This is a genomic window from Xenorhabdus sp. KK7.4, from assembly GCF_963876465.1.
Classification (GTDB): Bacteria; Pseudomonadota; Gammaproteobacteria; order Enterobacterales; family Enterobacteriaceae; genus Xenorhabdus; species Xenorhabdus stockiae.
Map to the genome: position 1 here is coordinate 1 of NZ_CAWNQF010000103.1, position 12,190 is coordinate 12,190.

Genomic DNA, 12,190 nt, shown 5'->3' on the forward strand with positions numbered 1-12,190 from the left:
GCATCAAAACATTGTGAATGCGATGAGCGCTAATCGGGTTGCTTAAATGCAACCCAAATCGATGTTTGTTGGATGAAATCACGGTTTTTACACAGTCTGGGTACAATGAAGACGGTCAAATCACCCGTAAAGTTGACCCGCTGGGTCGGGAAACTGTGCTGGAATGGGATCTGAGCCATCAACTGTCAGAAACTGATCCCCTGGGCAGAAAAACGCTGTTCGAATACACGCCCTACGGGGAACTGACCCAACTAATACAGCCTTCTGGTGAGATGTTTGTCTACGATTATGATGAATACGGTCAACTGGTGCAGGCCAAACTGCCGGATGGCAAAAAATGGCTTTTTCACTACAGCGATCTGGGCGCACTGGATGCCGTGACCGACCCGCAGGGGCGATTGGAAGAATACCGTTACAACCAGCATGGTGAAATCCTCAGGCGGGTGCTGCCTGATGGTACCCAATGGCGTTATGAATACGAACAGCACCGGCTTCATGGTGTTCTGGCGCCCAACGGCTATACCACCCGCTATGAGCAGGACGGGCTGGGGCGGCTACGGAGTATGACCGATGCACTGGGTCAGCAAACCCGTTATCAGCACTGTGCATTCCATGCCAGTCCGGAAAGCAGCGTCACGGAAATTGAATTGCCGGACGGGGTAAAACAGCATATCGGCTATGATAATGAGCGGCGGGTCACTTCAATCACCGACGGTGAGGGACACATCACCCGTTATAGCTATGGCGCCTTTGACCTCCTGACTCAGCTTACCCGCCCGGATGGGACGGTTCTGCATTTTGGTTATGACCGCTTAATTCGCCTGAACAGCGTGACGATGGCCACCGGTGAAACGTATCGCTATGATCGGGATTTAGCCGGACAAATTATTCGTGAAACCGATTTTACCGGACGCACGATCGACTATACCTATGATCGAGCCGGCCGCCGAACCCTGACACGGTATCCCAACGGTCAGCTCATTCGTGTTTGTTATAATGCCAACGACCAGATTGTACGGCAGGAATACTGGCTGGCCGGGAAATTAGACACGACCTTGCAGGCTGAGACGGCCTATACCTACGACTCCAAAGGTCGGATGACCCGGGCCGTCTCTGCGGATGCAGTGGTGGAATTCGAATATGACGAGGCCGGGCATCTGATAAGTGAGCGTCTGAACGGACGTGAAATCGCGCATGAATGGGATGGCCTCAACGACCTGCCTGTTGCAGAAACGCTGGGTGATGATACGCTGCATTTTGGTTATAACCGAATGGGCGGGTTAAACCGTTTCCAGTTTAACCAACACAGCCCGTTGTCTTTACAGCATGATCCGTTAGGACAAGAAATAGTACGGGAAAGTGACCAAGGCTTTATCCTGGCCAGCCGCTATACCGCATCGGGTTTACTGTCCTATCAGTCAGCCGGACGGGCAACCGCCCTGTTCCGGGAAACCCTGCAACAAAACGATCCCCATTTTCCGCCACAGGCCACGGCAATCAACCGTAGCTGGCAATATGACCGGGCGTACAACCTCCGGGTGATTGATGATGGCCGCTGGGGACAGACCCGTTACCGCTACAATACCAACGGTCAGATAACACAGACCCGGTATCAGGGGGGACGCCCGTATGAAGAGCAGTTCAGTTATGATGCTAATGGCAACTTAAGCCAGCATATTCCCGTGGATGCGCACGGCGCAATCACCCACATCACGCAACGCCAGAAAGCCGGTCGTGTCGTGCAGCACGGCAATATTCACTACCGTTATGACACCAACGGGCGGCTCATTGAAAAAACTGAGCAGCGTGACGGTTTCCGGCCACAAGTGTGGCGCTATCGTTGGAATGTGCTGAATCAATTGACCCAATGTGAAACCCCGGACGGCTCGCGCTGGCATTATCGCTATGATGCTTTCGGGCGAAGAATTCGTAAACTGAAAGTACACGATGGAAAACTGGCCGCGGCCAATTTACAGCGCTGGCTCAATGGCAAGCCGGATCTCAGTGTTAAACCCAACACAATGATGGGGCAGAATTATCTGTGGAGCGGTGACCAGCTTATCGAAGAAACGCCAATTTACGCCGATGGCACACCGGCAGAAGGTCAACGTATCCGTTGGCTCTATGAACCCGGTTCATTAACTCCATCAGCCCGTTTTGAGCAAGGCAAGCTCCACTATATCGTCAGTGACCATCAGGGCACCCCACGCGAGATGCTGAACGAGGAAGGTGAGCTGGTCTGGGCACAGCGGCTGACCACATGGGGTAAGGCGGAACGTTCCCAAGTCATCGCTTCCAATGATGCAAATTATCACGTCAACTGTAATCTACGTTTCATGGGCCAGTACGAGGATGAGGAAAGTGGGTTATACTATAACCGCTTTCGGTATTATGATCGGGAGACAGGACAGTACCTGACGCCAGACCCTCTGAATCTGGCGGGTGGATTGAATCCATACGGATATGTGCACAATCCAACTGGTTTAATTGACCCATTCGGGTTAGAAGCCTGTCCTGAAAAATTTGCACGATATAAGGATTATCGACAACAAGGCTATACCGCGTTAGAGGCAAGTAAACTCTCTAAAGGTGATCCAAATATTTTGTACCATTATACTGATAACAAAGGACTTGAAGGCATATTAAGTTCACAAAAATTACACCCATCCTTAAAAGCCAACAATCCCAAAGATGCTAGGTATGGTGATGGTCAATATTTTTCAGATATATTGCCTAAATCAAAAAGAAATGGTCAATTATCTCATTCCTTCTTAGGTATTCCCTATCAGGGTAGAAAATTTGAAAACTATATAGCAATTGATGTTAGAGGGTTAAATGTTGTTAATGGTAGGGAAGGAGTTTTTGTGAATTTGAGTAAAGAACCTCTTGATATATCAGGAAGAATAATCGGTTTTGGGAAAAATATGAAATGACATATATAAAAGTGTATTGGAAGCATAATGATGATGACTATCCATTTGAAATATATAGCGAATTGGATGAGGATAGGTATGAAATAAGGAAAATTGAAATTTTCCTTAATGGAAAAGTTAGTTATGCTCAAGAGGATAAAACTACAGGAAGTACTATATTGGGTGAAGTTCCAGTTCCTGAAGTAAATGAAATAAATGAAGATACTGAATTTGAAGCTTTTAATATAACTAAAGAAGAATTTAATTCTCTATGGATTAAATACTCCCAGCTTTAATTGAGATATTAAACATAGTATTAGAGGGGTAATACCCCTCTAATTAATCTTATTTAAATTATCCCTCATTATAATCGCCAATCAGTTTACTCATTATCAGCTTCATTTCACTGAACTAATTTTACTGGCTCTGGTACTATTGTCTGATACAGTGGGTACCACTGCGAATGGTGTGGATTATCATGTTAACTGCAACCTGCGCTTCGCCAAACAGTATGAAGATAAAGAAAGCCGATTATACTATAATAGTTTTCAATATTATGATGGAGGAAGTGGGCAATATTTAGTGCCGATCCTATAGGATTGCTGGGTGGATTTAATCCATACTCTTATATTCATAATCCAACAAACTTTATAGATCCACTGGGATTAGCGCCTTGTCCTGTAAGAGAAGTTAACGGAGCCAAAATTTATGGTACAGAACAAAAAGATAAAACACCGGGCCATGACCAATTTTCAGAAGTCATAGCGAATAAACTTGCTATGAGTGGTAATATTTGAAAAGATTTATTTAAATAGGTCTTATAGTTTTGCTCATGGCACCGGGACTTCAGGAAGAAGACCAGATATTATGGCCGTTGATGTTAATGGTAAAGTTCATTCAATTGAACTAGCCTCAAAGACTGACATGGGCAAGAAATTACCAACATTAACCACACGTAATGAAACAGCTATGGGTAATTTACCTACCAATAAGCAAGGTGAAATCTTAGTTTTTGAACATACATATAAAGCTAAGGATATGAAATCGATGTTAGATAGCTTGATATCAAGTATATAGGTAGAAATTATGTATACAGGTATAGCAATATATAATTCAAACAAATTACCGCCAATTATCGCTTATGAACTAGGTAGTTTGTTCTTTAGTGTTTTTGAAATTCCTATTACCAGTACAGGATATTTTAAATATATAGAAAATGGTGATCATACCGGTGATCATGAACTAATAGAAGTTTCATTTACCGATCTGAAAGATAGAATCTTAGCTCAAGAAGCAACCTCTTTTAGAATGTATTGTGAACAAGGCGATCATAAGCCTTGGTTGTCTTCCTTTGGTTATGTCACTAATGAATTTGGCGGTTTTTTTCATATAGATGCGCAAATCCCTAACGAAAATAGTAACAATGAGAAAATTCTTTCATTTATTAAGTTGTTAATTGAAAAAGTGAGTTTCTCTTATGGTATTATCTATAATACTGATAGTGTAACAAAAGCATTTTATTATGCAGGCGGAAATAATCTTGTAAGTCTGTACTCATATGAAAATCCGACTCTTTTTAAAAAAGAAATACCTGGTAGATTTAATGGAAAAGAGAGATATAATAATAGTATACTAAGGATGATTTATCCTTACAACATAATAAACAATGTTCATTTTGAAAATAAAGTCGGAAATGTAAAGTTGAAAAAATGGATATTAAACGATGATAAAAATAGTTCATTAATAAAATTAAACAATGAGCTTTGGTTATGGAAGGTAGAAGATTCTGAACTTGATGAAATAAACAAAATTTGTGGAGAATCGGGACTGTTAATAGGTTGGAAAACCTCTACCTCTAATAAAACAACAAGAAAACCACCTTGATTAAATGCCGGAAGATCTTCATATTCTTCCGGTAGTTAGTCTTATAGCATCATCATAAATTTGATAATTATACTAAATCCCGCCCCTAAAAATATTATTTTATCAATGTTCCACTACTGTGAAAACAAGCTCCCCTCACGTATAGAAAATAAAGCATATTCCTAAAAATTCATCAAGAAATATTACATTGCTCTCTATTCTTTTATTTCCAAAGGTATTTTACATTTAATTCCGGTTAATTCTGACAAATCCACATCGTCTCCTGTCGTGTGAAAAATTTCTTTACGCCTTCGATTAAACAGGTGCTGGCAATGCACACACATATCATTAACATTATTAAGATTTCTAATCGCTTTTAATGTTCTGACCGCATATTTACCGCACCGGCATCTGACGACATAAATAGAATTATTTTTCCCACCACTCCGCTGAGACCAAGGGCGGACACCTGACACAGTAAAAAAGCCATATTCATAGCCTTGAACCTGTCTCAGTATGTTGATTAAATTAGGCTCCCTTTTACTTAAACGTAAATCATACGTCGTTCTATAAGGGATAAAATAGTCAGTATGTTTTTTATTCTTCCTGCTCTTACTATTTTCATTGGCATCGTTCGTCACTTTTTTTAATCCATTTCTCAGCTCATTAAATGCGTTCTAATTTAACTATTTTCATTATTAATTCAATAACGAAATAACTAACCTTAACATTTAAATAAAATCAGACAAATAGACTTTCTAATTGCAAACAATAATAAAAATACACATTCCAAGAAATACGCAGCATATGGACATAGCAGATGAGATTTATGATTAACGGTTTTTACACATTATTTTTTGCGTAAAAATAAGTAGCGAAGCCAGCACAGGAACGGGCGCAGATAATGGGGATTGGCTTTGGGGTTGTGGTTCTTTAGCTGAATCAGGTTGTTTTTCATTCGGATAAATAATGCGTACCGGCTCAGTGGCATCAGTTTTTCCCGCTGTGACATCCAGTAAGATAATTTCGCCATTCTCACTGTCCTGCAATTGCAGCCGGGTTGATGGGAATGCACTGTTCGCTTTCAGGTAAACCGCGCCGCCGGTGCTCTGTACCCGTAATTTATCACTGAGTATCTGGGGCAGACCGACACGGACATTCCGGTCCGCAAAAATAATCCGCTCCTGCCCAACCTGAAGCGTAACCGGTAATGGAATACGCTCCCATGTCAGCAGCTCATCGGCTTTTGCGCCAGCGCAGAACAGGAGGAGGCTGAGCAGCCCCAGCCCGACACCGCGCCAGTCAAATACATCTCTTCTCATTGAAATACGCCTTTTTTCTCTTCCGCTGGCGGTGGCAGCGCTTCCAGCCGCTGTGGCATCCCGTCGTAGCAATCCAGTGCCAGACCAAACGGATTACGCTCGGCATCGCCTTCCCAGCGCACCACTTTCAGCGGATAGCGCACCAATGCCCGTTTGACTGGTTCGGCGTGATAATATTCATCCGCCACCAAATCCAACCGCACCACCCAGTTATCGCGGTCACGTACCGTCACACTGCGGGTCTCGTAGCCCCGGCCGGGGATTTCATACACCACCCGCACCCGGTCGAGCAGTTCACCGCTGTCAGCCCGGGTTCGGGCATCCGCACGCAGAAAATCCTGACAGGCCGGCGTCAGATACGGCGATAAGGCTTCAATTTTCGCCGGATAATCCTGTGCCCCGTTTTTCGGCCAGGCATGCAGTTGCTGGAAAATATAAAAGGCAAAGCTGTAGACACTCGGTGCCGGCACTTCCCACCACGCCCGGGTGCTGCCACTGCGTAAATCCGGCGGGTTATGAATGGTGAGGTTGCGCGGGGACGCCATCCAGCCCAGCAGACTTATCAACAGCACCCCCACCAGAATACCGCACGCCACCCGCAGGGTCAGAATATGCTGGTCCCGGTTTCTGACCGCATGACGAAAGCGACTCATCACACGCCTCTCCTGTTGCGGTGCGCTGGCATGCTGCGGCGTAGTGACCAGCCCTGCGCCGCGATAATCAAGGTCGGGTCACCCAGCCCTAACCGGCGTTTTTTCTCGGCCAGTTTCTGCCAGAGATAATTTTCCGGTTTGCCCCGTTTTAAGGTGGCAAGCCAGCGCCCGCCAACGCTCATCAGTAACAACGGCATCATCAGCATGCCGGTCGGCAGCATCACCCAACCGGCAAACGGAATGAAGGGAAGGCTGACCACCAGACCGAGGGCCAACCCCGCGATGGCGGCTATTCCCATCTCCGGCGTGGTGAAGCCGCGAAATACAACGGGTTCGGCGTTTAAGCGATCGGGTAAAAAGGGGATCGTCTGCATCTGCGGCACCTTAAAAAATAATGTTGGCCGATTTTGCCAGCAACCATATCACCGCAACCAGCAACACAATACCGACCACAATAATCGAGCCGAACTGGGTCCACGTAGCTTTGCCATCGCGCACTTCAGAGAAGGTTTCCACTGCCGCCGAGGCCACTTTAAAGAATGCGACTGCGGAGAGGATAAGCCCGCCAATCACAATGCCATCCTGTGCATACCCTTTTACCTGCCCCATTAATCCGCCACGCCCCCCACTTGAGGGCGGTTCAATCGAAGGTAAATCGGCCCAGGCCGATTCACAGGAAACACCCAGCAGCAACAGAAAAGTGCTGACCCGGGTCATCAGGTTTGTGCTGAACTGACGGCAGGCCGTAAAAATTCGTTTCATAGTGATTCAGTTCCTTTTTATTGTGTTCATTGATTCAACTGGCAAACATCCAGACAGCCACGACCAGCAATACTGCGGTTCGAAGAGCAAACTGCCTGAGGGTCTGATTACGCACTTTTTCATTCGCCCAGCCATTCCAGACATCCACCGCCGCCCAGGCCGCCCACAAAAACAACGTGGCCAGGAAAAATCCGACACACACCAGATATAAAAAAGTGACATCAAAGTGTCCTGAAGCCGCTTCAAAGGCATGGCGTTGGACAGGGGTCATTGTGGATGTTCCTGACGGTAATCGCCGGAGAGGGGTACGGGAACACGGGGCTGATCGCGGGAAGGACTCAGATAGCGGTCGATACCGGCTTTGAGGGTATGGAGGTCGGCCCTGATGCGTGAATAATCAAAGTGATAACGAGGATGTTCTGACGGGGCAGATTGCTTTTCGGCGATGCTGGCGCGTTCCAGTGCCATCTGTACCTGCTCAATCAGACGTTTGGCGCTGGCCAACCATCTTTCTCAGCCGCCTGTGCGATTGGCATACACAATATAGTCAATCCCAGCAGACAGGCCGCACCGGATATCAAAAAGCCACCACGCATAACAACTCCCCTCATCATAGACGCCGAATGCGAGGATGCGGTGTTTTCTAAATCAGATCAGTAATAAACTCTTTATGCTTTGATGAAAATTAGCTAAATAGTCTGGCTAATTTATTTGATTAATGATTTCACAATGAAGGAGTAATATGCTGCGGATTGATTTACACGTCCCCGATGATGAGTATGAGACAGTGAAAAAGCTGGGCGCACACTGGGATGCGGCCGCCCAAATCTGGTATATCGATGGCAGTTTTGACCCGGCGCCGTTTATGCAGTGGCTGCCGTTTTACAATGTGCATGCGGAATACTGGTATCTCGCCCAAACCCGGATACCCTGTCCGCACTGTCATGAACCCACCACCGTCACTGCCTTTATGTTACCCGCCGGACACCAATTACTGGAAGCAGAGAAGGATGAGGAACCCGACACGGAAGTGGACTACACCGAACAGGACAGACCGGCATTTGTGTTTTATCTCGTCGATATCCCGTCTATCGTGCGTAATGTGCTACCCGGCTTTCACCACACCCTGCGCAAAGCCATCAGCGAACAATTACACCGACAGCACTGGATAAACCACTGCGAACACTGTGATGCACAGCAGGACGATACCGAACTGTTTGCCGACATCGGTGGCGCGTTTTTTCCGGCCTCCAAAAAACAGGCGGCGACTATTCAGCTGCACCGAATCGATCAGCCATTCGTAGTGTATTGTGAAGATACTTCGCACGAACATTACTGTTTCGATCCAAAGGGAAGCAACCGGGCCTGTCAGGCCTGTGACTGGTTTGAATCCATGACGCAGGTAATTAATACCCCGTCCAGATATCGCCATTAATCCAGCCTTAACATCCAGATTTGATGGGGTTTGTTGCTACATCAAATCTGAATTTTTAATGATAAAAATCGCCGCTGAGTAATAATATAATCAAATAACTACCGATATACTCATTATCATCCACAAGCCCAGTGAATTTTGTTCGTTAATAAATCTATTTGAGCCACACCATCCCCACCTATATTGGGATCACCCAAACTTTCATCAAACTCAAAATAAAACTCACTCAAGTCATCCGGAATAGATTGTGCTGGGTGTGCAGTCCCACCAAAATGGTGATTATAAAAATACTTATCTAAATTAAGATTCAGTTTTTCACTGACTTTATGAAATATGGGTATATATCCCTTAATATCTTCAATTTTCAAATTATCAATAGTTTCAATATCACCGAGCCAATCTGGATATTCCTCTGGCTTAACTCCTATGTTAGGATCATCAGAATATGCTTCTAAATTGAAATACCTAGCAGGCTGATCACTGGAAAAACAATTAATTTCATGCATTGACTCATAATCAGCTGGCAGGCAATTTTTACTGGGTAACTCACACAATTTTCCTGAAATTTCTTCTTCTGTGAGGTAAATGAAGCACCAACCTCCACCAATATCGTCAACCTGATACACTTCGCGTGGATGCATATTATTACGGTATAAGATTAACTCTTGCCAAAAAGCATTATTGTCTAACGCGTCGCCGTCTTCCTGTAAAAATTCATTGACGCCTTCCTCTTCGTCATCTTCAAAATCACTAGACTGAAAAACAGATAAATATTCTACATCAGAACTTCTCACATTATATTCAGCCGGAATTTTTACGGTGAAAATATGTGCCATCGGTACGCCGTTGACCCGACTTCTTGGCCACTGGCAAGGCTTTATCCCCGAAGGTCTACCATATGCCCATCCATCCGTACCAGTCTCAGCGTATTTCAATACATAGATATTCTTGGGTTTTTTCATATCCATTTTCAAAAATATTTCCTAATAAAAGTCATCCATAAGATTTAAATCTTTTCTCTTTTTTTCTGATAGCTTATTGATCACAAAATCTCATATCGGTTGCAAACTGGCTGCGCTTCTGTGCAGCTTGTTTATGAACGCAGGCCTCATACTTTTATGGATATCTTTAAAATGGCAGGAAGTTGATCTTAATTCTGCGTTCATTGGACATTATGCTTCTGAAACTTCAGCCATATTGAAAATGTGACGACCAATGTCACATGCCGCTTCCTGATAGGCATTTTTATCCTTTAACTCAGGGTGCAGCAATAAAGCTGAAGTGATAACGGGTGCGCCACAATAATCAAAAATGCCATGGTCAATCTGGGTTTTCATGGCGTCCCAAAAACCATGTTTTAAATAGGTTTCTCTGCCCGCCGCACCAATAGCCACCAAATGAACCGGAAGGTGCTGAAGTCTTTTTTCCAGTCGGCCATCAGGATGCTCGTTATAAGCCCAACCATGACAGAACACGCGATCGATCCATCCCTTAAGTAAAGCAGGCATTGTCCACCAATAGACCGGATAGACCAGGACAAGTGCGTCAGCGCGGGCTATACGCGATTGCTCAGCAATCACATCAGCCGGTGGTAAACTTTCTTTGTAAAAAGCCGCTATATCCGCTTCAGTAAACCTCGGATCAAACCCTTCTTCAGCAAGATCGGCAATTTCGGCACTATTCCCGGGAATTGATTGCATAACACCATCGGCAATATATTGAGCCACATGACCACTGAGAGAGTCAGGGATAGGGTGTGAGATAACGATAAGTGCGTGCACCAAATGCCTCCTTCTTGAATATGATAAAAGACAAGCGTAATCTATGTACCAATAGTAGGTTACCATTAGTAAGTTACCTTTGGTATATAAGCATGTCAAGCAACAAAGCCCATTCAAAACTAGCTAATTCACAAACACGTATTCGCCTCACAAGGGAAGAGCGTTATCAACAGCTAACAGCTATTGCCTGGAAAATCATTCGGGATGAGGGCACAGAAGCACTGACGCTAGGCAAACTGGCTGAGAAAGCTAACGTGACAAAACCGGTCGTATATGGTCATTTTGGTACACGTTCGGGGCTATTGGCAGCCCTGTACACGGAATTTGATAATCGCCAAACGATAATCATGGACACCGCCATTCAACAAAGCGAACCCACGTTGGAAAAAAAAGCGGCTGTCATTGCCTCCTCTTATATTAATTGTGTACTGCTTCAGGGACGTGAAATACCTAGTATTCTCGCTGCATTAGCGGGTTCACCTGAACTCGAAAAAATCAAACGCGAATATGCCAGAATTTTTGTCGAGAAATGCCGGGGGATACTGGTGCCCTATACCCAAAGCGGAAAAATAACCACTGCCAGTCTCTGGGCAATGCTGGGAGCCGCAGAAACGTTATCCTATGCAGCCGCTAACGGCGATATCACGGAAACTCAGGCAGAAATCGAACTTTCTGCCATCATCATTGCGATGGTTGAAAGAAGTCTTTGATTGCCAGACTGACGCGCCGCCATGCGGCTTGTCTGCTGACAATGGCATACAAAACCAACAACCGTTTTGTATGCCATCGTCCAGCAATTTAAATGTATTTCTTAAACATCGATGTGGTAATCACAACGACCATACCTAACAGTAACACCGCTGGCAACAATATCACGGTAGGGTGCACCACATCCGGCCACGATAAATACAACACACAAGGAATGGTACAGGCAGGTTTAATGCCCCGTTTAGCATGATGATACACAAAACTGGATTCATAGCCTGCACCATAACGGCGTAAATCCCGTCGTCCCAGTCCGTCAACCAATGCGACTAAAATCACCATCACAAACAACGGAACGGACAGCACCAGAATGGCTAATCGAATTAACGTCACCATCGTGATAAACACGGTAGCCAGCGCATATTCTCGCAAATAACCCGATACTTCCTGTAATACCGTATTGAATTCACGCAGAAAATCATTGCGGCTACTAAGCTGAGAGTGCGATTTCCCCTGTATCCAGTGCAGAAAACCACTGTCGACAAACAGCCATTGATACGCCTGCATCAACCACTCAGAGACCGTCTGTGAAGGTTCTGACAACAACAGACTCCGGGTAAATTCCGTGGATAAAAATTGCAGCTCGGTTTTCATCATCGTCTGGCTGTGAGCCGCGCCCTCATCCGGCCAGAAAAAAGTCATCCCGAGGTATTCCAGTAACAGACTGAATAACCACGACATCACAATAAAGCCAATG

Annotated in this window: 14 protein-coding genes and 2 pseudogenes; 6 read left to right on the forward strand and 10 right to left on the reverse strand. The window is 45.1% G+C overall.

The genetic code is table 11. The features are described from left to right. Positions 1-68 precede the first annotated feature (68 nt). From AACS90_RS02355 to AACS90_RS02340, 4 genes and pseudogenes are all read left to right on the forward strand, one after another. Positions 69-2,933, forward strand: a complete 2,865-nt coding sequence (locus AACS90_RS02355; RefSeq protein ID WP_099121627.1) for an HYD1 signature containing ADP-ribosyltransferase family protein — start codon at positions 69-71, stop codon at positions 2,931-2,933. Beyond that, positions 2,930-3,208 carry a DUF6881 domain-containing protein gene (locus tag AACS90_RS02350; protein WP_099121626.1) on the forward strand — a complete coding sequence of 93 codons (279 nt, stop codon included), beginning with the start codon at positions 2,930-2,932 and terminating at the stop codon, positions 3,206-3,208. Before AACS90_RS02355 ends, AACS90_RS02350 begins: the two co-directional genes overlap by 4 nt. A 184-nt stretch (positions 3,209-3,392) precedes the next feature. Then, positions 3,393-3,989: pseudogene (locus AACS90_RS23365) on the forward strand (RHS repeat-associated core domain-containing protein); the annotation flags it as partial. 9 nt (positions 3,990-3,998) lie between these two features. After that, complete coding sequence (locus tag AACS90_RS02340; protein ID WP_099121623.1) at positions 3,999-4,796, forward strand: hypothetical protein; 798 nt, start codon at positions 3,999-4,001, stop codon at positions 4,794-4,796. 194 nt (positions 4,797-4,990) lie between these two features. On the opposite strand, the gene AACS90_RS02335 is transcribed toward AACS90_RS02340, so the two are convergent. The 7 genes and pseudogenes from AACS90_RS02335 to AACS90_RS02305 form a co-directional block, all read right to left on the reverse strand. Continuing rightward, entirely contained in the window at positions 4,991-5,416 is a 426-nt protein-coding gene (locus AACS90_RS02335) for a hypothetical protein (RefSeq protein WP_099121622.1), read from the reverse strand. Positions 5,417-5,707: 291 nt separating this feature from the next. Then, positions 5,708-6,097 (reverse strand): annotated as a pseudogene (locus AACS90_RS02330) (TIGR03749 family integrating conjugative element protein); the annotation flags it as partial. Continuing rightward, a complete protein-coding gene (locus tag AACS90_RS02325) occupies positions 6,094-6,750 on the reverse strand; it encodes a PFL_4703 family integrating conjugative element protein (RefSeq protein ID WP_099121621.1) in 657 nt (218 codons plus the stop codon). The pseudogene AACS90_RS02330 and the gene AACS90_RS02325, both read right to left, overlap by 4 nt. Continuing rightward, the gene (locus AACS90_RS02320; protein WP_099121620.1) at positions 6,750-7,124 is read right to left on the reverse strand and encodes a TIGR03750 family conjugal transfer protein; all 375 of its coding nucleotides are present in this window, start codon (positions 7,122-7,124) and stop codon (positions 6,750-6,752) included. Before AACS90_RS02320 ends, AACS90_RS02325 begins: the two co-directional genes overlap by 1 nt. A gap of 10 nt (positions 7,125-7,134) precedes the next feature. Then, positions 7,135-7,467, reverse strand: a complete 333-nt coding sequence (locus tag AACS90_RS02315; RefSeq protein WP_228860284.1) for a TIGR03745 family integrating conjugative element membrane protein — start codon at positions 7,465-7,467, stop codon at positions 7,135-7,137. A 79-nt stretch (positions 7,468-7,546) separates the two neighbouring features. Then, positions 7,547-7,783 (reverse strand): TIGR03758 family integrating conjugative element protein, encoded by a 237-nt coding sequence (locus tag AACS90_RS02310; protein WP_099121618.1) that lies wholly within the window; start codon positions 7,781-7,783, stop codon positions 7,547-7,549. After that, positions 7,780-8,016, reverse strand: a complete 237-nt coding sequence (locus AACS90_RS02305; RefSeq protein WP_371635327.1) for an integrative conjugative element protein, RAQPRD family — start codon at positions 8,014-8,016, stop codon at positions 7,780-7,782. Before AACS90_RS02305 ends, AACS90_RS02310 begins: the two co-directional genes overlap by 4 nt. A gap of 238 nt (positions 8,017-8,254) precedes the next feature. Between AACS90_RS02305 and AACS90_RS02300 the strand changes: the two genes are divergently transcribed. Next, positions 8,255-8,947: a DUF5710 domain-containing protein gene (locus tag AACS90_RS02300; RefSeq protein ID WP_099121617.1), complete on the forward strand. Its 693-nt coding sequence runs from the start codon at positions 8,255-8,257 to the stop codon at positions 8,945-8,947. 116 nt (positions 8,948-9,063) lie between these two features. Here AACS90_RS02300 and AACS90_RS02295 read toward each other — a convergent pair whose 3' ends face one another. Beyond that, positions 9,064-9,915 carry a hypothetical protein gene (locus tag AACS90_RS02295; protein WP_153043652.1) on the reverse strand — a complete coding sequence of 284 codons (852 nt, stop codon included), beginning with the start codon at positions 9,913-9,915 and terminating at the stop codon, positions 9,064-9,066. A gap of 204 nt (positions 9,916-10,119) precedes the next feature. Beyond that, positions 10,120-10,728, reverse strand: coding sequence for an NAD(P)H-dependent oxidoreductase (locus tag AACS90_RS02290; protein ID WP_099121615.1), 609 nt, complete (start codon positions 10,726-10,728; stop codon positions 10,120-10,122). 92 nt (positions 10,729-10,820) lie between these two features. Here AACS90_RS02290 and AACS90_RS02285 point away from each other — a divergent pair, with 92 nt between their 5' ends. Further along, positions 10,821-11,438: a TetR/AcrR family transcriptional regulator gene (locus tag AACS90_RS02285; RefSeq protein ID WP_099121614.1), complete on the forward strand. Its 618-nt coding sequence runs from the start codon at positions 10,821-10,823 to the stop codon at positions 11,436-11,438. Positions 11,439-11,526: 88 nt separating this feature from the next. On the opposite strand, the gene AACS90_RS02280 is transcribed toward AACS90_RS02285, so the two are convergent. Next, positions 11,527-12,190, reverse strand: a 664-nt coding sequence (locus AACS90_RS02280) for a TIGR03747 family integrating conjugative element membrane protein (protein WP_099121613.1), incomplete at its 5' end; no start/stop codon positions are given.